This is a genomic window from Paenibacillus sp. RC84, assembly GCF_041260495.1.
GTDB lineage: Bacteria > Bacillota > Bacilli > Paenibacillales > NBRC-103111 > Paenibacillus_F.
This window is the reverse complement of sequence record NZ_JBGBYL010000002.1, coordinates 543762-565820: the sequence shown is the minus strand read 5'-3', so window position 1 is coordinate 565820 and position 22059 is coordinate 543762. Positions and strand designations below refer to the sequence as shown.

Sequence of the window (22059 nt, the reverse complement as noted above, 5' to 3'; positions counted from 1 at the left end):
GCTACACCCGCCGGGTTCGGTGCTTCTTTATTTGCTTCCCGCGCTTTGATTCCATTCCTCGCCGTATAGCTTCTTGAATTTCTGCTGATAATACAGCACCCTCTGTACATAATGCCGGGTTTCGCCGAACGGGATCTTCTTGATGGTTTCTTCCGTCCCGTCCCAGACGCCGTTGTTTTTCCATTTGCTGACGTTTCCCTGACCCGCGTTATACGCGGCTATGGAATAAAGCCAGTTTCCCTTGTACTGCTTGTTCAGCCAAGCCAGGTACCAGGAGCCAAGCTGGATATTATGCTTCGGATCGCGGAAATCGGCCGATTTCGTATTGGACGTTTCGCGAATCCATTCCGCTGTATCGGGCATGAGCTGCATGATGCCGACGGCTCCTTTTTTGGATTCCCGGTCGTGGTTGAAATTCGTCTCCACTTTGATAATAGCCGCAATCAGAAACGGATCGACCTGGTACTGTGCGGCATTCTGCCGGATTTCTTCACGATAGTGAATGGGATAGATCATCTGCCCGATAAAAAGTCCGTTGCTGAACAGAAGAAACACAAATCCGAGCAGCAGCAGGGCGAATACCCGCTTTTTCCGCAGAAGCTTCATTACAGCCCCCTTTGAAGCCAGAACCGCTCGACAAGCCGCTCCGTCTGCTCCAGGGTCCCCGAATTGTCGATACAACTATCCGCGAGCTCTTTTTTTCGTTCAATGGGCCACTGGGCCGCAAGCCGGGATTCCGCCTGTTCGGCGTTTAGCCCGTCCCGCTCCATCAGTCTCCTCAACTGAACTTCTCTCGGCACATAAACGACCATAACGGACGAAAACATGCTTTGAAGTCCCGATTCGTAGAGCAAAGGCACGTCCACCACGACAAGCTTGTCCGGAAATTCACGCTCCGCGGCGGCCATTCTTTCTTTCATGAGAGCACGGATGGACGGATGCAAAAGATCTTCGAGCGCTTTCCGGGCCTCTTCGTTCCCGAAAACCGTCTCGCCCAGTCTTTTACGGTGGAGCGAGCCATCCGGCAGCAGCATATCTTGTCCGAAATGCGCGGCGACCTGAGCCAGAACGGGGCTCCCCGGCTCTACCACTTCGCGCGCGATCCGGTCGGCGTCTATAAGAATCGCACCGCGGCGGACAAGCATGGCCGAGACCGTGCTTTTGCCGCAGGCGATACCTCCCGTGAGTCCTATATTCATTTCACTCGACTCCCACGTCAATCACATTTTTTAAGGAATAACAGCTAAAACAGCTTGGAAATGCCCATCAGGATCAGGACGACTCCCGGCAGCACCGATACTTTACGAATCCAGCCGAACCCGGAATACGTATAGCCGATTTTCAGGCCGAAGTAAATAAACAGCCCGCTCGTTACCGCGATTACCGCCGATGTCAGCAGCGGGGTGTACCCGATCAAAGCGGCGCCGATGCCCGCGCCGAAAGCGTCAAGGGACAGCGCGATTCCGAGCAGCGTCGCTTCCGAAGAAGAAATATTGCCGGACCGGTCCACGTCGGCTGCGGAAGGCGTACGCAAAATCTGGATCACGAGTCCGAGCCGCTTGATCTCGATCGAAAACATCCGCGGCTCGCGCTCCGGCTCTGCCCTTGTGGCTTCAGGACGGCGGGCCGCAACCGGATTCGTCTGGAAAACAGCTTCCAGACGGGCCGTTCTGGCCGGTACCGCCGATGCATTCGCCGTCTGTGTACGTTCCTTTTCATCACCGTCGCCGTCATTGCCCTGTTTCTGTGCCAGAAACTGAACCAGCGCCCAGATTCCGATGCCGATCAGAATGACCGCACCGAGCATACCGGCATAGTCCGGGGATAAATACCGCGTCAACCACACTCCAAAACTCATCGAAATGTAAATGATGATTCCCGAGCACAGGGAAATGATCGCCAGGGACGGAAGCGGGATACGGATTTTACGCAAGCCGTACATCATCCCTACCCCGAAGCCGTCCAAACTGACGGCCAGAGCCAGAATCAACAGAGAAAAAAATGGAAGCACGCCTCATTCCTCCTACCTGCATTTTCTACTCACTTATCATATGGAAGGGTAGGAGGAGTTGTGCTAAAGCTTATTTTTCGGCGCGCTGCGCTTTCTTTTGAGAGGCTGGCATGTCAGGCAAAAATGCGTGCCCCGGCCGCCGACGACGGTTTTCTCGATCAAGCTGCCGCAGTTAACGCAGGGTTTGCCGTTCCGGCCGTAAATGTTCAGGGAATGCTGGAAATTTCCGGATTCGCCTTGGCCGTTTACGTACGATTTAATGGAAGAGCCCCCGGCCTCGACCGAGCTTTGGAGGGTATGCACAATCGCTTCGTGAAGTCTCTGAAGTTCAAGGCGGGTCAGCGAAGCCGCCTCTCTCTCGGGATGAATTCCGGCCCGAAAAAGCGCCTCGTCTACATAAATATTACCGAGTCCGACGATGTATGCTTGATTGAGCAGCAGCGGTTTGATCTTCGTACTCCGCTTGCCGATGGCCTGCCGGAAGGCTTCGAACGTAAAAGACTCGTCCAGCGGCTCGATGCCCAGCTTATGAAGCGGCTTGCTGCTCAGATCTTCCTCTCCTGCGAAAAGATGCATCGTGCCGAACTGCCGCACATCGCGGTATCTCAGTTCCGTTCCGTCCGTAAAGCGGAAAATCACATGCGTGTGAGGTTCCACCTCGTCCGAAGCTTCGTAGAGGCCGTAGCGGCCTTCCATACGAAGATGGGAGACTAACACGCCGTCATCGAGCAGGAAACGCAGAAACTTGCCTCTGCGGCTCACGCCCTGTATCGTCTGGCCTTCCAGAAGATCGGCGAATAGCTCCGGTTCTTCGGGTTTTTGAATAATCCGTTTCAGGCGGACTTCCACTTCTTGAATCGTCTTGCCGACGACCAGTCGGCTGAGCGTCCGTCTGACGGTTTCCACCTCCGGTAATTCCGGCATGGCGCTTCACCTCGGTTCATGCTGTGTTTTCATAATCTCCCTATTTCGCTTCGTACCAGTTGGATCCGTAATCCACCTCGGCGAGCAGAGGCACGTCCAGCGCAAGCGCGCCTTCCATGACCTCGGGCACGATGCGGCGCATCGTTTCGAGCTCTTCGGGCGGAACTTCGAAAATCAGTTCATCATGTACTTGAAGAAGCATCCGGCTTTTCAGGCCTTCCGCTTTAAGACGCTCGTCCATTTGCACCATGGCCAGCTTGATGATATCGGCCGCCGTTCCTTGAATCGGCGTATTCATCGCCGTTCTTTCCGCGAAAGAACGGAGGTTAAAGTTAGAAGCGGTAATCTCCGGCAAATACCGGCGCCGCTGCAGCAGTGTCGTGACGTAGCCCTGTTCGCGGGCCAGTTTCACAATGTCATCCATATACTGGCGGACACCCTGGAAAACGGCGAAATACTGCTCGATAAACTGGCTCGCTTCCTTACGGGAAATGGCCAGGTTCTGGGAGAGCCCGTAATCGCTTATCCCGTAAACGATGCCGAAGTTAACGGCCTTCGCCGAGCGGCGCATATTCGCGTCCACTTCGGATTCGGCTACGCCGAATACATCCATGGCCGTTTTCGTGTGAATATCCATATTATTCGTAAAAGCTTCCTTGAGATTCTCGTCACCGGAAATGTGAGCGAGCACCCGAAGCTCGATCTGCGAGTAATCCGCGGCCAGAATGGACCAGCCCGGCTCCGAAGGCACGAACACCTTGCGGATTTTGCGCCCTTCCTCCAGCCGGATCGGAATGTTCTGCAGGTTCGGATACTGGCTGCTGAGCCGGCCCGTGGCCGCGATCGTCTGCCTGTAGTACGTATGAACCTTGCCTGTTTCCTTCCGCACCTCTTTCAGCAGTCCCTCCACATACGTGGACTGGAGCTTGGCGAGCTGCCGGTAATGGAGAATGCCCTGCACGATTTCATGGTAAGGGGCCAGCTTTTCAAGCACCTCGGCATCCGTAGAGTAGCCTGTCTTCGTTTTCTTCTGGACGGGAAGCTGGAGCTTCTCGAACAGCACTTCTCCCAGCTGTTTCGGAGAGTTGATATTGAATTCCATGCCGGCGTGGCGGTAAATCTCCGTCATCGTCCGCTCGATCTGCACGGCGAGTTCATCGCCCAGCTGCTTCAGCCCGGCCGTATCGACCTTGATGCCGCGCAGTTCCATATCCGCGAGCACACCCGAGAGCGGAAGCTCCAGCTCATAGTAGAGCTGCTTCATATCCGCCTGCTCGAGCTTCTCGCGGAGCGAAACGTCCAGGCGGAAGATGCGGTCGGCCTTGCGGACGAGATGCTCCGCGACGGCCTCCGTCTCCGGCAGGCGGAATTTCGCGCCTTTGCCGAAGACCGCTTCGTCCGGCGCTACATGAAGCGCGCCGTACTTATCCGCGATGACGCTGAGCGTAAGCGACGACTCCGTCGGATCGAGCAGATACGCCGCGAGCATGACGTCGAACGTCACGCCTGCCAGCGTGATGCCGTTCCAGGCGAGCACCAGCTCCGCGCGGTGGCGGTCCCACGTGCTCTTCGGAGCACGCTCGTCCGCCAGCCAGGCGCGCAGCGCTTCCGCTCCGGGAGCGGTGAGCACGCCCGCGGGCACGTAGTAGCCCGCTTCCGGCGTGTGGAAAGCCGCCCCGACCAGCTCGGCCGTGTGGGCATTGTCACCCACGGCCTCCACGTGCAGCGCGCTTACGTCTTTCAGCGCGCCGGTCAGGTCCGTGATGTTGTCCGCGTCGATCAGGCGGACAACCAGCTCTTCCGCGGGGCCGGGCTCCGCCCCTTCAGGGGAGTCCGCTCCCCCCGCGCCGGAGAAGTCCAGCCTCTCGAGCAGCGACTTGAACTCCAGCTTGCGGAACATGGCCGCAAGCTCAGGCGTTTCGAAGCCGGAGAAGGCGAGGCTGCTCCAGTCCGTATCCATCGGCACTTCGCGGTAAATGGTCGCGATTTCCTTGCTCATCCGCGCGGAATCCGCATGGTCGCGGACCTTTTCCTTCATCTTGCCTTTCATCTCGTCCGCATGCTCCAGCACGGACTCGACGGAACCGTACTCGTGCAGCAGTTTCAGGGCCGTTTTCTCGCCTACTCCGGGAATGCCCGGAATATTGTCGGAAGAGTCGCCCATCAGACCCTTGAGATCGATAATCTGGGCCGGAACGAGGCCGTACTTCGCTTGGATCTCGGCCGGATCGTAACGGTCCACTTCACTGATGCCTTTGCGGGTCAGGGCAACCGTCACACGGTCCGATACGAGCTGCAGCATATCCTTGTCGCCGGTAACGACCAGCACGTCCTTGCCTTCCTGCTCCGCCGATTTGGTCAGCGTGCCGATGATATCGTCCGCTTCGTAGCCTTCCAGCTCGAACTGGCGGATGCCGAAAGCGCTCATCAATTCTTTAATAAGTGGAAACTGCTCGGACAGCTCCGGCGGGGTTTTGGCTCGTCCGCCTTTGTATTCCGTGTAATCTTTATGTCGGAACGTCACTTTGCCCGCGTCGAAAGCCACGAGAAAATGAGTCGGTTTTTCTTCTTCAATCAGTCTGAGGAGCATGGTCGTGAATCCGTAAACGGCGTTCGTATGAAGACCGGCGGAATTGCTCAGCAGAGGCAGCGCGTAAAAGGCGCGGCTCGCAATACTGTTTCCATCAATAACGATCAATTTTTCCATCTTACACCCCGAATTTTGGACATATACGTTCATGATAGCACAGGCTGGACGAATATGAAAAAGTTTCAGCCCGGTAATTTTTGAGCCTATCCTCCCGGGCTTGCGGTGATGTTCTCCGCTTTCCGCACATAGACTGATAGTACGATGCAAAGCCGGCGCGTCCGGTGTTTTCAGCTGGATTTCGTCCGGCGAGGGAAGGAGGACCGAGATGAGTCCCTTTTTTTTTCCGGCTCCCAAGAAATTGGTTTTTTTCGATATGAACAATACATTGGTCGACCGCAGGCAGTGCTTCGATTCGGCATTCACGGAGGTACTGGGAGACTACACCGGAAGATGGGAACAGGAAGACGGGGCGGCTTCCCCCGAAGGTGCGCTTCAGATTTATAAGCAGGAGTGGCAAAAACTGCGGAAGCTGCGCCCCCGGGGCCACCGTCCCAGCGAAGAAATGCGGATAGCCTGCCTGGAAAAGGCGCTGGACGCTTTTCCCATATCGGTGAACGAAACGTTTGCCAAAGGTTTTTTTGAGCAAATTGAAGAAACCGAAGGAAACTACGTCCGGCTTTTTCCCGGCGTCGAAGAAACGCTGGCGTCTCTGGGCGAGCGCTACAAGCTGGCGGTCATCAGCAACGGCAGCCGCAAAAGACTGGAGAGGGACATCGGGCGGCTCCGGCTGTCCTCCTTTTTCCCCGAGGAACTGCTCTTCAGCTCCACGAAAGACGGGCCGCGCAAGCCGCATCCGGGTTTGTACCGGACCGCCCTGAAAGAAACCGGCATAGCCCCGGGCCAGGGCGTCATGGTCGGCAACTCGTGGAAAAACGACATCATCGGCTCCACCCGCTGCGGTCTGGATGCCGTCTGGATTTACCCGCCCCATGTGAAAAAGATTTCCCAGCGGAAAGTCGGTCGTCAGAAAGTCGTTATCGTGCGGTCCGTCAAGCAGCTGGTGCATGTGCTTTAGCCGCGGCTTATTATGCCCGGCCCTCGACTAACGGCAGGAACAATTTCATAAAATCATGCGCACAGCCGCCCCGAGGGGCGGTTTCTTAATGGGCCTTGCAAGCACGGACGACGTTTGCGTACGCGTCCGGACAAGAGAAGATCTTACGGGTTAAGGAGCTTGCTTCTGCTCTTGATCTTGTGCCGCTTCGCCTGTTCGTCTGCACTCCTATCACAAAAAAACAGCCTGCCGGGAAGTTCCCGACAAGCTGTTTTCCGTTCTCGCTTCTTTGTAGCGCCAGGCTGAATACGGCAACTTTCAATGCACCGTCGCCATCCTTACAGGTTTACATCCTTGCATTCTTACATCCTTGCATTCTTACATCCTTGTCATGCTTACCTACCAAGCCGGGTTCTCCGATACGTACGGCCCGGTATCAGGCGGCATTGAAGCCGTTCTACACGTTCAAGTCTTTTCGTTTACCCGTGACCATGTAAATTACGCTCTCGCCGATGTTCGTCACATGGTCGGCCACCCGCTCCAGGTAATGGGCTACCATGATCAGGTGCGTCAGCTGACGGTTGCGGGTGAAATCCGCATTCATCATCCCGATCACGTCGGTCATGATGCGGCTGAATATTTTGTCCACCTGATCGTCCTTCTCCGCCAGCGAAGCGGCCATATGAATGTTGCGGTTCATATAAGCGACCAGGCTCTCGCGGAGCATCTCTTTGGAGATTTCGGCCATCTGGGGAATGTCGATCAATTCCTTGGCCAGCGTCTCTCCGGACAGGCGGATCGTAATCTTCGCGATGTCCACGGCATGGTCGGCGATCCGCTCGAGATCCGTCGCTATGCTGAGCGCCGTGCCGATAATCCGCAGATCGCCCGCCATAGGCTGCTGCAGCGCGATCAGCTTCAGGCACATTTCTTCGATGCGAAGCGTCAGTTCGTCTACCGCGTCGTCATCCTCGACCGTGCGCCGCGCGAGATCCGTATCCAGCCGGGTCAGCGCTTCTACAGCCTGGTGAATGGAATTTTCAACCATGGAGCCTAAATCGAGCAGTTCGTTCTGCAGATCGTCAATCGAATGCTGAAAATTAAGGCGATTATTCATTGAAGCCCCCTTAGAGTTAACCGAAACGGCCGGTGATGTAATCTTCGGTGCGCTGGTCGTTCGGATTTGTGAAAATCTTGTCGGTCTGATCGGTCTCAACGAGAATTCCGTTGAGGAAGAAAGACGTGCGGTCGGAGATACGCGCGGCCTGCTGCATGTTGTGCGTCACGATAATGATCGTGTAACGCTCCTTCAGCGTCTGCGTGAGCTCCTCCACCTTCAAGGTGGAAATCGGATCGAGCGCCGAGGTCGGTTCGTCCATCAGCAGCACTTCCGGCTCGACCGCCAGCAGGCGGGCGATGCACAGACGCTGCTGCTGACCGCCGGACAGGCCCAGAGCCGACTTGTTCAGGCGGTCCTTCACTTCGTCCCAAAGGGCCGCCTGACGCAGGCTGCGTTCCACGATTTCGTCGAGAACGGCGCGTTTTTTCTGGCCGTGGATGCGCGGTCCGTAAGCAATGTTGTCGTAAATGCTCATCGGGAACGGATTCGGACGCTGGAAAACCATACCCACGCGTTTGCGCAGAGACACGATATCGCTTTCCGGCGAATAAATATCTTGGCCGTCCACCTTAATGGTCCCGTTAATCCTCACGCTGTCGATCAGATCGTTCATCCGGTTGAGCGTGCGCAGAAAGGTCGATTTCCCGCAGCCGGAAGGCCCGATCAGGGCGGACACGGTATTCGGCGCGATGTCCAGATCAATGCTGTGAAGGGCCTGGTTGTCTCCGTAAAAAAGATCCAGCCCGTTTACTTTTATTTTTGTATCGGTCGCAATAGTCATGGCAGGAGCTGTCAAGGTTATTTCCCTCCCGTAAGTCTTTTTTGGATGATTCGGCTAGGAATGCCGATAAGCAGGTTGAAGATCAGAACGACTACAAGAAGGAGCGCCGCGCTGCCTTCCGCGATTTTCTTCGCATCCGGCACGATGGCTTCCGCCTGGATGTACCATAAGTGCGTGGAGAGCGTCTCGCCCATCGTCAGCGGATTGAAATCCGGGAAATGCCGGGAAACGGAAAGCCCCGACGTATAAATCAGGATGGCCGATTCACCCAGTGCGCGTCCGGCTACGAGCGTAATGCCTGTGATCAGGCTCGGCAGTGCGGAAGGAATCAGCACTTTGCGGATCGCCTGCCATTTGGTCGAACCGAGCGCAAGACTCGCTTCCCAGTACGATTCGGGCACGGTACGGATCGATTCCTCCGTGACCCGGACAAGAACCGGCAGATTCAGAAGCGCCAAAGCCAGGGAACCGCTCAAAATCGAAATTTTAAAATTCATCAAGTCCACGAAGAGGAGAAATCCGAACAAGCCGAATACGATGGATGGCACGGAAGACAGCGTCTCGACGGACATGCGGACAATTTCGGTAAAACGTGATTTTTTGGCATACACCGCCAGGTAGATACCGGCTCCCAACCCGATCGGCAGCGAGAACAGCAGAGAGAGGAACAAGATATAGAACGAGTTGAAGAGCTGGGGTCCGACGCCCCCGCCGGCCACGATATCTTCCGGCTTACCCGTGATGAAATCCCATGTAAGATGCGGCAGTCCCGCACCGAGAATCCGGATCAGGAACCAAGCCAGGATCAACAGGATAAAGATGCCGGTTGCCCAGAAGAACAGCGTGGCGATCCGGTCAGTCGTTTTACTGTTCATTTCACTTCACTCCTTCTTGATACGACACGGATGATGAGAATCAGCAGCAGCGAAGTGATCAACAGAACAAAGGCCATCAAATAAAGCGCGTTGTTCCAGGTCGATCCGTAGTTCGTGTTCCCCATATCCTTGACGATTGCCGTCGTCAGAACCGTGGTCGAGTCAATCAGCGATTTGGGCATCTGCGGCGAGTTCCCGATAACCATGAATACCGCCATCGTCTCTCCGATGGCCCTTCCGATTCCAAGCACCACGCCGGTCAAAATCCCCGGCCGGGCCGCGGGAAGCAGCACGCGCCAAATCGTCTGCCAGCGGGTGGCTCCGAGCGCCAGCGACGCTTCTTCCAGCCGCGGAGGCAGTGCGCGGATCGCGTCCTCCGAGATGGACAGGATGGTCGGCAGAATCATAATCGCGAGGATGATTCCCGCCGGCAAAATACCGTATCCTGTCCCGTTCACCACTTTTCCGATAAAAGGCACAATGACCGTAAGGCCGATCAGGCCGTATACGACCGACGGAATGCCCACGAACAGGTCCGTGGCCGGACGCATGATCTCTCTCACCCATTTCGGTGCGATCTTCGCCATGAAGACGGCTCCCGCTACGGCGAGAGGGACCGCAAGTACAATGGCGAGCATCGTTAACAGAAAAGTACTGAACAGGAACGGAAACGCTCCGTATTTGTCCGCGCTTGGCGTCCAGTCTGTCGAAAAGAAGAATTCAATCGGGCTGACGCCCGAGAAGGTGCGCATGCCTTGTACACCGACAAACAAAATAATCGAAAATATGACAATCGAGACGAGTGCCGCACTGCCGACAAACAGCAGCTTCATCACGCTGTCCTGCCGTTTTTGCAGTTTCATCCAGCGCGTGGGTCCTTTCTGGCTTTGGCGGTTTTGTCGGCTCTGCTCCTTCGTCTTCGTTGTTTGCTGAGCGTAAGTGTTCACAAACGGGAAGCCCCCTTCAATCGGAATGCGTGCATAGTCGGTAAGCACAAAGTACTAAATGATTCTTCTTAATCATAGGCCCTGTTTGTAAATACAAAATTAATCAATTGTAAAGCCCGTGTAAATTTTGCGGCAAAAAAAAAGATGCCCCGAAGTTGATAAGCTTCAGGACATCCCACGGAAGTAAATCATTTTATTTTTTCAGAAGGTCAGCCGGAAGGAACTTCAATTCTTCGACTTTTTTCGTTTGGAAATCAGGGCTCATGATGTAGTCAAGGAAAGCTTTGGTCGCGCCGGTAGGCTCGCCTTTCGTATACATGCGCTCGGTTCCGAACAGCTTGTAGCTGCCGTCTTTGATCGTTTCTTTGGAGAAAGCGACGTTGTCGAATTTCAGAGCTTTAACGGTGTTGTCCAGGTACGGCGTATCAATGTAACCAACGGAGCCGGATTGGCTGCCTACGGCTGTTTTAACGGCACCCGTGCTTTCTTGAACGACGCCGTCTTTAGTAAAGTCTTTGCCGTCAAGGACGATTTGCTGCACTAGCTTCCGGGAACCGGAAGAGTCCGGACGATGAACGACGTTAATCGGAGCGTCTTTGCCGCCTACTTCTTTCCAGTTTTTGATTTTACCCATGAAAATATCGGCTGCCTGCTGTTTCGTCAAGCCCTCGATACCTACGTCAGGATTTACGATCAGTGCGAACGGAGCGATCGCAACCACGTGTTCTTTCAGGTTCTTGTCTTTGTATTCGTCGCCGGCGGCAACGTCGGAGTTCCCGATATTCGAAATGCCGTCCGCTACGTCTTTAAGACCTTTGCCGGAACCGCCGGCCGTCGGGTTGATCGTAACTTTCGGATTCTTTTCCATGAACAGCTTCGCCGCTTCTTTCACGAGCGGGAGAAGAGCGCTGGAACCGGAAGCCGTAACCGTTCCGGAAATTTCTTGAGCCGCCGTTGTTTCGGCAGGCTTGTTCGATGTTGCTGCGCCGCCTGCGTTTGTGTCTGTCTTTCCGCAGCCAGCCAATACCCCCAGAGTAAGCACTGCAGCTAGCGAGATGGATAACCCTTTTTTCGACATGAACTTCAACATGTTGTACATGTCCTCCTTTGACGTTTCTTTCTTTGTTTTGTGTTTCCTAGGACATCGTAACAAGCGAATGTAAACTGCAAGTCGTCCAAACGTAAATTTCATGTAAAACTTTTTACGGGGCTGCCCCTATCCCCTCAACCTCCTTCAAAATGAGCCTATTTTACTCCCGTTTTACAAAATCCTTCACGTTCTCTAATACTGAAGACTTATAGTTAAAGCGACTATAGACCTATATAAAGGTAATTTTCAAACAAAGAGACCTATCGGAGGGTGAACATGGGGAATTTCTTCTATCTAAGTACAATGAAACGCAAATTGATCGCCAGCTTCGGGGTTCTGATTCTGCTGTTTGTGGCCATGGCCTTTTTCCTCGTTCATCAAATCAGTAAAATCAACGCGCAGATCGCGCTGCAAAACGAGCGGGTCGCCATGAAAACGACTGCGCTGGAGCTGAAAGAAACGGTTCAGGAACTCAGCATTATCGCTTCCGGCCTGGAGCTTTCGAAAGATCCTTCCTATATAGAGAGATACGAGCAGAAGAGAAAGGTGTATAGCAGTCTTCTCGACGCCATCAAGGAAACCGCCCGGACCGAAGAGGAGAAAGCGTGGCGCGGGGGACTTATCGTCGCTTCCGCGGATTACATAAACAATTTCGACGCAGCCGCCAAGCTCGTCCAGGAGAAGAAAGTCAGCCCCAAAGAGATGGAGCTGAGCATGCTTCATTATTACGGGGAAGGACAGACGCTGCGCGAAACGATTTTTAAGCTGGTCGATAAGTTCTATATCGCCTTCTCGGCCGATGCGCAGGCGGCTGTCGACGACTCCCAGAAAGTCATCGCGCAGACCGTGAGCGTCACCGTCGCCGCGGCCGTCTTCGTCCTTCTCGCTTCCGCGGTTGTCGCCGTCCTGCTGATCCGCTCCTTCCTCATTCCGGTGCGCAAGCTTCAGGAAGCGGTCGCGCGCATGGCGTCCGGCGATCTGCGGCATGAAATCGGAAGCCGCACGCAGGACGAGCTGGGCGAGCTCAGCCGCAGCTTCGACCGGATGACCGCCCAGGTCCGCGGCATGCTCGAGCATACGAGCGGCATCGCGACGGCGCTGGCCGGGCAGTCGGTCACGTTCCGCCGGGTGTCCACCGACACGGCGGCGGCCAACGCGGACATCGTCCAGGCGATGTCCGCCATTGCGCGCGGCGCTTCCGATCAGGCGGCGGATTCCGAGCACGCGTCGACCTCCGTCGCCGGGCTCGAAAGCGAGACGCGCGAGATCGCCGAGTATGCGGCGGTGATGAGCCAGGCGAGCCGGGAAGCGGCGGAGGTCACCGTGCAGGGTTCCCGCTCCGTGCACTCGCTGGAGGAAGCCAGCGGCGCTACGCGGCGGGTGCTCGGGCAGGTGCAGGAAGCGATGGCGACGCTGGCAGGCGATTCCCGCCGCATCGGCACCATCCTGGACGCGATTACCGAGATCGCGTCCAGAACCCACCTGCTGGCGCTGAACGCCGCCATCGAGGCGGCCGCCGCCGGCTCCAGCGGGCGCGGCTTCGCCGTCATCGCCGCGGAAGTGCGTCAGCTCGCGCAGCAGTCGAGCGACGAAGCCCGCCGCGCCGCGGGTACGATCGCATCCGTCGAGAGCCGGATGCTAGAGATGCAGGCCCGCGTCACGGACGCGAGGCGCCATGCGGACGCCCAGGAGCTGACCGTCCGCGAATCGCTCGGCTCGTTCGAAGCGATCGAACGCGCGATGGAAGTCGTGACGAATCAGATTCAATTCGTCAACGGCCGCATCGAGCGTTCCCTGCACAGCAGCGCGCAGCTCGTCGGCACCATCCGCCACATGGCGGAAATTGCCGAGCAGACGTCCGCGGGCGTGCAGGAAGTCACCTCGGCTTCGACCGAGAACGACGCCTCCATCCGGAGCATCGCCGTGCAGGCCGACGAGATGAACGGACTCGCGGAAAGCCTGTACCGCGAAATCAACAAGTTCAAGATCGGCGAAGCTTCGTAAACGCCGGAAATAATCGCAAGAGCACCCCGTCATGGCGGTGCTTTTTTACATGTCGAGGAGACGTTTCTGTGCGACTCCCGCGGATTTTTTCAAGACAACCGGTTATCGCTCATGAAACACTCCATTTTAATTGACCTTTGTTCATCTTTCATGTCAGTTCCTTGTAAGAAAAGGGCGAAAAATAGAGAAACTTCTCCCTTATCGTCTAATGTTATCCCTTTTGCTTCCCGCCATTTTCCTTGATACTGAAATTAGTTAACCGGTTTCATCGCGAGAAGAAGAACCTTGTGCTTTCGCCTGTTTCAAGCTCGTTCGCCTGTCGCTTATATCCAAGCCTATCAAGGCCGGTCGTTCAACCTTACACCCTTCTTCTCCCATTCAGACGGTTATCTCATAAAGGAGGTGCATGCAGCCAGGAACCGCAACCCATGCGGAACAATCCGGATGCTGTTGAAGTTCTGTGGACTCTTATTCATGAAAGCGTTACCATTTCCCCTATCCGAAAAGGAGGCATTACTTAATGAACCTGAAATCCCGGCAATCTGCCAAAACCCGGCGTTCCCACTCACCGGCCCGGGTTGCGCTCCGCATCCTGTTGATCGTAACCCTCATTGTGTCTTTATTCCCGTTCCTGGGCTTAAGCGCGCAGAAAGCGTCGGCGGCTGAATCTTATAAAATCGTGGGTTACTACCCTTCGTGGGCGGCTTACGGCCGCAATTACAACGTCGCCGACATCGATGCTTCGAAAGTTACGCACATTAACTACGCTTTCGCCGATATCTGCTGGAACGGCAAACACGGCAACCCGGACCCGACCGGTCCGAATCCGCAAACGTGGGCCTGCCAAGATGCTGCGGGCGCCAACATTAACGTTCCGAACGGCACGGTCGTTCTGGGCGATCCTTGGATCGACACGCAGAAAAGCTTCCCCGGCGATACTTGGGATGAGCCGGTCCGCGGCAACCTGAAACAGCTGATCAAGCTGAAACAGGCCAACCCGAACCTCAAGACGATCATCTCCGTAGGCGGCTGGTCCTGGTCCAACCGTTTCTCCGATGTAGCGGCAAGCGCTGCGACACGTGAAGTATTCGCAAACTCCGCGGTCGACTTTATCCGCAAATATCAGTTTGACGGCGTCGACCTCGACTGGGAGTATCCGGTTGGAGGAGGCCTTGCAGGCAACTCCGCTCGCCCGGAAGATAAGCAGAACTATACGCTGCTCCTTCAGAAGATCCGCGAGAAGCTGGATGCCGCAGGCACGGCGGACAACAAAAAATATTTCTTGACCATTGCTTCCGGCGCAGGTCCGACTTACGCGGCCAACACCGAGCTCGGCAATATTGCCAAGTATCTCGATTGGATCAACATCATGACGTACGACTTTAACGGCGGCTGGCAGACGGTCAGCGCTCACAACGCTCCACTCTATACCGATCCGGCCGCAATTGCCGCAGGCGTACCGAATGCGGACACGTTCAATGTGGAAAAAGGCGTACAAGGGCACCTCGACGCCGGCGTACCGGCAAGCAAAATCGTTCTCGGCCTCGCTTTCTACGGACGCGGCTGGAGCGGCTGCAAGAACACGGCTAACGGCGAATACCAGCAGTGCGCCGGTCTGGCGACTACCGGAACGTGGGAGAAAGGCTCTTTCGACTTCTACGATCTGGAAGCCAACTATATCAACAAAAACGGATACACCCGCTACTGGAACAACACGGCGAAAGTTCCGTTCCTGTACAACGCTTCGAACGGCACGTTCATCTCTTACGACGATGCCGAATCCATCGGGTATAAAACAAGCTTCATCAAGTCCAAAGGTCTTGGCGGCGGCATGCTCTGGGAATTCAGCGGCGACCGCAACAAGACGCTTCTGAAGAAAGTCACAACCGACCTGTCGGGTTCCGCGCCGGTCGGCGATACGATTGCACCTTCCGTACCGGCCAACCTGACATCGACGGCTAAAACGTCCACAAGCGTTACGCTTTCGTGGAGCGCTTCGACGGACAATGTCGGCGTGACCGGCTACACCGTCACTTACGGCACCAAGACGATTGACGTTTCGGCGACTACCGCAACAATCACAGGTCTCACGCCAAGCACGGCTTACTCCTTCACGGTAAAAGCGAAGGATGCGGCGGGCAACGTATCCGCGGCAAGCTCCGCCGTATCCGTTACCACCGATGCAAACTCGGGCGGCGGAACGGATACGACGCCACCGACGGCTCCGGCTAATCTGGCCGTAACCGCCAAAACATCGACCAGCGTAACACTCGGCTGGACGGCTTCCACCGACAACGTAGGCGTAACCGGCTACACCGTATCTTACGGCAGCACGAGCGTCAACGTCACCGGTACAACCGCAACGATCAGCGGCCTTACGGCCGGCACCGCTTATACGTTCAACGTAAAAGCGAAGGACGCGGCGGGCAACCTTTCCGCAGCGGCGACCGTGTCGGCTACGACGGACAGCGGCTCCGGCGGCGCTGTTTGCCCGGCGGCTTGGGACACAAGCAAATCGTATACGGCGGCACAACGCGTCTCCTACAACGGCAAAATCTATGAAGCAAAATGGTGGACGCAAGGTGAACGCCCGGATCTTTCCGGTCAATACGGCGTCTGGAAATATGTCAGTGATTGCGGAGCGGGAGCGGGTTCTCCCGCTTCTGTTTCTTCCGCCGGCGCGGCACTTGCTTCTAATCTGATCGCAGGCGCAGGCGCGGCTTTACCCGCCATCGCTCCTGGCAGCTCCGCTGCAAGCACATCTTCGGCCCTGGCTCCGAGCACCAAGGTGCTCGTCGGCTACTGGCACAACTTCGACAACGGTTCCGGTTTCATTCGTCTGCGCGATATCTCCCCCAAGTTCGATGTCATTAACGTTTCCTTCGCCGAGCCTGTAGGCGGATCGACGACTGGAACGATCGGATTCACACCTTTCAACTACACAGATGCGGATTTTAAAGCCGATGTCGCTTATCTGCAAAGCCAAGGCAAGAAAGTCATTATTTCCATCGGCGGCGCTAACGGCCAGGTCCAGCTTACAACGGCCGGCGCACGCAGCAATTTTGTAAGCTCCATGAAGTCCATCATTTCCAAATACGGCTTCGACGGCCTGGATATTGATTTCGAGGGCCATTCCCTGTACCTGAACCCGGGCGATGCCGATTTCAAAAATCCGACCACACCGGTCATTACTAACCTGATTTCCGCTATCCACGAGCTGCATGATTCTTTTGGCGACAAATTCATGCTGACTATGGCTCCGGAAACGTTTTTCGTCCAGCTCGGCTACTCCTTCTACGGCGGCACTTGCAGCGGCTGCGATACGCGTGCCGGGGCTTACCTGCCGGTGATTTACGGCGTACGCGATATTTTGGACTGGCTGCAGGTTCAGCTCTATAACTCCGGCCCTATCACGGGACTGGACGATCAGTACCACACGATGGGCGTAGCCGATTTCCACGTGGCCATGACCGACATGCTGCTTACGGGCTTCCCGATCGCCAAAAATCCGAACTCCTTCTTCCCGGCGCTCCGTCCGGATCAAGTCGTGGTCGGACTTCCGGCTAACGGCAACGCGGGCGGCGGCTTCACAAGCGTCTCCGAAGTGCATAAAGCGCTGGACTATCTGATGAAAGGCAAAGCTTTCGGCTCCTATACCCTTCGCGGTTCCGTTCAACCGGGACTGAGAGGTCTGATGACCTGGTCCATCAACTGGGACAAATTCAACAACTTCGAGTTCTCGAACAGCCACCGCGCCTATCTGGACAGCTTCGGCCCGGGAACTCCAGGAGATAATCAGGCACCTTCCGTTCCGGGGAATCTCCGTTCTTCCAACGTAACGGCTACAGGCGTCACGCTTACGTGGAACGCATCCACGGATAATATCGGCGTAACCGGCTACGAAGTCTATCAGGGATCGGTCAAAATTGCCGATACGGCAAGCACGACCTTTAACGTGGGCAATCTAACGGCAAACACCTCCTACACGTTTACCGTAAAAGCGAAAGACGCGGCAGGCAACGTATCCGCGGCAAGCACTCCGCTGGCCGTCACAACCGCTAACGGCGGCGGCTCCGGCGACACTTCGGCACCTACGGCGCCAACGGCGCTGAAAGTAACGGCAAAATCTTCGAGTAGTGTCAGCCTCAGCTGGACCGCTTCAACGGATAATGTCGGCGTAACGGGCTACACCGTTTCGTACGGTACCAGTACTGTGGACGTCACAGGTACGACTGCCGTCATCACAGGGCTGACCGCGAACACGGCCTATACGTTCACCGTAAAAGCCAAGGATGCGGCAGGCAACGTATCCGCAGCCGCTTCCATCCAGGCAACGACGGACCCGGCAGCTCCCGGAGGTCCTGCCGCATGGGCAGCCGGCGTCAGCTACAAGGTTAATGAAGAAGTCACCTACAACGGCTCGACGTATATCTGCCGCCAGCCGCACACCTCCCTGCAGGGATGGGAGCCTTCCAACGTGCCGGCTCTCTGGACTAAAAAATAAGAACTGATTCGGCAGCCATGCTAATCGGACCGTAACGGAAAAACAGCAGCTCCGCCCCGTTTTGACGGGCGGGCTGCTGTTTTTTATTTTTTCTTCATGGTATCCAGTAAAATCTGCTTTTCTTTCGAAAGGGACTGTTCGATTTTATCTCGTGCGTCCGCGATAATCTGTTTGGTAGACAGTCTTTTCTCAATGCCGCTTGCGATCTCATTCTCCCAGATCTCCTGGGCTTTGACGTCCAGCGGCGTGGCAGGAAATTCTCTCACCCGGGTCATCAAATCCTCATGAAGCGCATAGGTTTTCTGTCCCCCCAGGAACGGATTCGTGGCCGCCAATTCCTTCGCATTGCCGCGGGCGGGTAAATAGGCCGGAACCGCTCCGCTGAGGCCTTCCTTGCTGTATTCCGTAACGGTGAATTCAATGAATTTCCAGCCCATCTCCTTGTTGGCACCGTTCGAAGGGAGAAGGAAATTGGTGCTGTTCTGCCAGCCGTACAAGCCGAAAGGAAGTCTCGTTTCGCGCCATTTGCCGGCCGTCTCGGGCGCCCATTCTTTAATCTGTTCGACTCCCCATGTCCCAAAATACATCATGGCGATCGTTCCGTCCTGGACCGCCTTCCGGCCCAAATCGCCCCATACGTCCAGATGGGCCTCCAAGCCGAAATCGTTGACTTTTTTGGCAATGTCCACCGCTTTGTGAAACGCTTCATTATACCGCATAAAATTCAGTTTGCGGTCGAAGATGCCTTCGGAACGCTCGAAGAGCTGGACCGTTTCGTTCACCCACTGCGTCAAATAAATGTTATGCTCGCGCAGTTTTTTGGCCATACTCAGCCAGTTTGCGGGGTCTTCCATATACTTGGCAAGCTCCTCGGGCTCCGAAGGAAACCCGTACTGCTTCATAATGTCCTCCCGGTAATAGGTAACGGTAGGCGCCGTGGAAAGCGGAAGGGCAATCAGCTCGATTCCGTCCGCCGACATGCCGCTATCCCAGAGGGAAGGGCTGAAGTCGTTCCGGTATTTTCCCGCCTGATAAGGAGGCTTGAGCAGATCCTCCAGCCCTTCGATCGCGGAGAAATTGCCGAAATCGCTGCTGTCGACCATCATGACGTCCGGCGGTTTCCCGTCCGCCAGCGCCTGCAGATAAGCTCCCACATATTCGGCGTAAGGAATGACCTTTACATCTACGCTTAGATCCGGGTAGCTTTCTTTGAATTTGGCGGCCATGGTCTCAATCCCGCCGTAATGGGTCCATATCGACAAATGGTTCGGAACGGCCGCTTGGCCCGTAGAGGGAGCCGGCTTTTCGGCGGGAGCGGTTGAAGCGGGAATGAGCGGCTCGGACCGGAAGCAGCCCGCGGTGGTTACTGTGAGCAGGAGCAGCAGCACGAAGATTTTAGTAAGTTTGACCACAACTCGTTTCCTCCCATCGTATAGCTAATCTGTATGTCCCCCGGCAAAAAGTCCGGCATAGTTTCCTCTTTGGAGAAGTCTGGAAAATTCCAGGGCGGGCAAAGGTCTGCTGAAATAGTAGCCCTGAAGTTCGTCGCACCGGCACTGAGTAAAATAGTCCGATTCCTCGGCTGTTTCGACTCCCTCCGCCACGACGGTCATATTCATGCTGTGAGCCAGCTCGATGATCGCCTTGGCCACGGCGGCTTTTTTGGGTTCCCCGCCGATATCCCGGATAAAAGAGCGGTCCAGCTTCACATGTGAAATCGGCAGCCGCTGAAGCTGGTTAAGGGAAGAGTATCCGGTCCCGAAATCGTCGATCGAAATATGGATACCCCGCTCCCGGATCCGGCTAATGATTCCGATGACCTGTTCGACATTCTCGATAAATACTCCTTCCGTAATTTCCAGAGTCAGATAGGATTCTTCCAGTCCCGATTCTTCCAGCGCGCTGTGAATCATATCCAGCAGATTCGTCTGGGAAAAATGCAGGGCCGAAATGTTCACGGCAACCGGAACTTTGGGAAGCCCCTCATCCTGCCACGCTTTATTCTGACGGCAGGCTTCCTTCAATACCCATTCGTCGATTTTGTAGATGATTCCCGATCTTTCGGCCAGCGGAATAAATTTATCGGGCGAAATGCGCCCCAGCTCGGGATGCTCCCAGCGCACCAGCGCCTCGATTCCGCTGATTGCGCCGGAAGCCGTATCGACCTTCGGCTGATAATGCAGAACGAGCTGATTGTTCGCAAGCGCTTCCTGAATACCGTTGTCGATCATCATTTCTTCGGAAAAACGGATTTTCAGCTCTTCTTCATAGAATTGATAGCTGTTGCTGGAGCCCATGGATTTGGCGAAATACATCGCCATATCCGCGTTTTTGACGATGGCCTCCATCGTGTCGCCGTCTCGCGGAAACATGCTGATGCCGATGCTGACTGAACTGTACAGGGTCGATTCCATCAGCCGGACCGGTTCCTCCATAGCGGCGAACATGCTGTGCGCCACGGCCGTCGCTTTCGCGTCTTCGGCATCTTCAATGACGATGACGAACTCGTCTCCGCCGATCCGGAACAGCTTGCACGATTCCGTAACGCTGCGGGTAAATCTCTCGCCGATCTCTTTGAGCAGCAGATCGCCGATATCGTGACCCAGCGTATCGTTAATCTGCTTGAAGCGGTTTAAATCGGCGAACATCACCGCCACCTGCTTGGGCGTGTGTGCCGCCTCCGAAAGCATGCTCTGCAGGTAGGTTGTGAAATACAGGCGGTTGGGAAGCCCCGTAAGGATATCGTAAAAAGCGAGCTGATGAAGCTTTTCCTCCGAAAGACGAAGCTTGTCCGTCTGCTCCTGCAGGCGCTGGTTCATGTTCTGCGCTTGATGGAACATGCTAAGCAGGTTCAGCGACATCTGCCGGAAGTTATAGGTCAGCGAGGTAATCTCCGAAACACGGCTGCTCGGCCACTCGATTTCTTTCATCTGCTTTAATTTTTCCGGCAGGTCCGTTGTGGAGGTCGCCAGTTTAGACAGCCCGTGGACCAGAACGCGGCTTAAATATAAGGCGGTGGCGGCTGCGGCTGCCGCGAATAAAAGCAGGTACCAGAGCTGCGACAAATACTGCGAGAATACACTGATCTGATAATGGCGGATCGGTATATCGATGTACACGTGCAGGGGCATCCTGGCGACCGCATTGTCGTAGATGTAGCTGCCCTCTCTCCACTGTTGAGCGGGCAGAGCCGTACTCTCCCGGGCGGGCAGGACCTGGTAAAAGTTGTCGTCCAGACCCACTATATTATTGCCCCCCCTCCAGTCGTAAACCTGGTTAAGCGTGTAGCTCTGACGGTCGGCCGCCAAAACTTTGTTGGACCTGTCCGTAATGACGATCCGGAACAACTGTTCCGAGGTGTATTTATTCACCAGTTCCTGCAGATAACCCACTTGTATCCGCCCCTTGAGCCTGATGCCGAGAATATCCTCGGCTCCCCATTGGTTTAGCTCCTGGTTGATGCTGTTGGCCGTGTTTACCGCAAGCTGCCTGGAGTTCTGGATGGACAATTTCTCGGAATACCAGCTGTTCATCACGATATAAAGGAGCGACGGAAGCGCCACGGCCATAATCGACAGGTGGAACAGGACCTTGCTGTAGGAGTAGGTTCTTTCCCGCTCTTTGACGAGGCCGAACCAGTGAAAAAGAGGCAGGTACTTCAGCAAAATATCGGCGATTAGCGCATTGAACAGCCCGTTCGAGAGCGCAATCAGGAGCATCAGAATCAGCTCGTCCGATACAAATTTGTAGAAACCGTAGTAAATGACGATCATCAGCGGAAGCCCGATCAGCAGCCAGTAAATACTGTCCCAGACAAGCAGCTGCCCCGGTTTTTTCCGGTTAAGGAGTCCGACCCCGGCAATTTCAAGAAGGCCGATCCATTCGAATGTAGGATGGTGTAGAAAGAAGAAGGAGAAGAGTTGGGTAATGACGCCGGCCAGGAGGCCCAGACGGACGCCGAACAACGATACGGCAAACAGGAGAAAGATGCTGGAAAACGAGAAGGCGATTCCGTAGATAAGATGAAGCCTGCTAGCTTCGAAAAGAAGCGCCAAAGCGATACAGAGCAGGTATCCCAGCATTAGGCGGGCTTTATTTTGTAAAAGGGACTGAATAGTTTTCACACGCTGTCCTCCATTTCTGCCGAAAAGTACGAATG

15 protein-coding genes are annotated in these 22059 nt (G+C 55.4%); 3 read left to right on the top strand and 12 right to left on the bottom strand.

The window, feature by feature from the left end:
- Window positions 1–27 precede the first annotated feature (27 nt).
- The 5 genes from ABH899_RS06270 to polA form a co-directional block, all read right to left on the bottom strand.
- The gene (locus tag ABH899_RS06270; RefSeq protein ID WP_009671476.1) at window positions 28–606 is read right to left on the bottom strand and encodes a lytic transglycosylase domain-containing protein; all 579 of its coding nucleotides are present in this window, start codon (window positions 604–606) and stop codon (window positions 28–30) included.
- Complete coding sequence (coaE, locus tag ABH899_RS06265; RefSeq protein ID WP_369994890.1) at window positions 606–1199, bottom strand: dephospho-CoA kinase; 594 nt, start codon at window positions 1197–1199, stop codon at window positions 606–608. The genes ABH899_RS06270 and coaE overlap by 1 nt, the downstream gene beginning before the upstream one ends.
- 44 nt (window positions 1200–1243) lie before the next feature.
- Window positions 1244–2011 (bottom strand): MntP/YtaF family protein, encoded by a 768-nt coding sequence (locus ABH899_RS06260; RefSeq protein ID WP_369994888.1) that lies wholly within the window; start codon window positions 2009–2011, stop codon window positions 1244–1246.
- Window positions 2012–2074: 63 nt separating this feature from the next.
- Window positions 2075–2935 (bottom strand): DNA-formamidopyrimidine glycosylase, encoded by an 861-nt coding sequence (mutM, locus tag ABH899_RS06255; protein ID WP_009671479.1) that lies wholly within the window; start codon window positions 2933–2935, stop codon window positions 2075–2077.
- Between the two features lie 40 nt (window positions 2936–2975).
- On the bottom strand, window positions 2976–5642 hold the full coding sequence (gene polA / locus ABH899_RS06250; RefSeq protein ID WP_369994885.1) for a DNA polymerase I: 2667 nt from the start codon (window positions 5640–5642) through the stop codon (window positions 2976–2978).
- A gap of 208 nt (window positions 5643–5850) precedes the next feature.
- Here polA and ABH899_RS06245 point away from each other — a divergent pair, with 208 nt between their 5' ends.
- A complete protein-coding gene (locus ABH899_RS06245; RefSeq protein WP_369994882.1) occupies window positions 5851–6600 on the top strand; it encodes an HAD family hydrolase in 750 nt (249 codons plus the stop codon).
- A gap of 436 nt (window positions 6601–7036) precedes the next feature.
- Here the strand turns inward: ABH899_RS06245 and phoU are convergent, their stop codons facing one another.
- The 5 genes from phoU to ABH899_RS06220 form a co-directional block, all read right to left on the bottom strand.
- Window positions 7037–7696, bottom strand: a complete 660-nt coding sequence (gene phoU / locus ABH899_RS06240) for a phosphate signaling complex protein PhoU (RefSeq protein WP_369994880.1) — start codon at window positions 7694–7696, stop codon at window positions 7037–7039.
- Between the two features lie 16 nt (window positions 7697–7712).
- Window positions 7713–8480 carry a phosphate ABC transporter ATP-binding protein PstB gene (gene pstB / locus ABH899_RS06235; RefSeq protein WP_036740494.1) on the bottom strand — a complete coding sequence of 256 codons (768 nt, stop codon included), beginning with the start codon at window positions 8478–8480 and terminating at the stop codon, window positions 7713–7715.
- Between the two features lie 17 nt (window positions 8481–8497).
- Entirely contained in the window at window positions 8498–9355 is an 858-nt protein-coding gene (pstA, locus tag ABH899_RS06230) for a phosphate ABC transporter permease PstA (protein ID WP_009671372.1), read from the bottom strand.
- Window positions 9352–10218 (bottom strand): phosphate ABC transporter permease subunit PstC, encoded by an 867-nt coding sequence (gene pstC / locus ABH899_RS06225; protein WP_009671360.1) that lies wholly within the window; start codon window positions 10216–10218, stop codon window positions 9352–9354. The genes pstA and pstC overlap by 4 nt, the downstream gene beginning before the upstream one ends.
- A 277-nt stretch (window positions 10219–10495) precedes the next feature.
- Window positions 10496–11392: a phosphate ABC transporter substrate-binding protein gene (locus ABH899_RS06220; protein WP_369994877.1), complete on the bottom strand. Its 897-nt coding sequence runs from the start codon at window positions 11390–11392 to the stop codon at window positions 10496–10498.
- A gap of 276 nt (window positions 11393–11668) precedes the next feature.
- Here ABH899_RS06220 and ABH899_RS06215 point away from each other — a divergent pair, with 276 nt between their 5' ends.
- Together ABH899_RS06215 and ABH899_RS06210 are read left to right on the top strand one after the other, a co-directional pair.
- Window positions 11669–13396 (top strand): methyl-accepting chemotaxis protein, encoded by a 1728-nt coding sequence (locus ABH899_RS06215; protein ID WP_369994874.1) that lies wholly within the window; start codon window positions 11669–11671, stop codon window positions 13394–13396.
- Between the two features lie 520 nt (window positions 13397–13916).
- A complete protein-coding gene (locus ABH899_RS06210) occupies window positions 13917–17900 on the top strand; it encodes a glycosyl hydrolase family 18 protein (RefSeq protein WP_369994872.1) in 3984 nt (1327 codons plus the stop codon).
- An 83-nt stretch (window positions 17901–17983) separates the two neighbouring features.
- On the opposite strand, the gene ABH899_RS06205 is transcribed toward ABH899_RS06210, so the two are convergent.
- A complete protein-coding gene (locus tag ABH899_RS06205) occupies window positions 17984–19312 on the bottom strand; it encodes an ABC transporter substrate-binding protein (protein WP_369994870.1) in 1329 nt (442 codons plus the stop codon).
- A gap of 24 nt (window positions 19313–19336) precedes the next feature.
- A complete protein-coding gene (locus ABH899_RS06200; protein WP_369994867.1) occupies window positions 19337–22024 on the bottom strand; it encodes an EAL domain-containing protein in 2688 nt (895 codons plus the stop codon).
- Between the last annotated feature and the right edge of the window lie 35 nt (window positions 22025–22059).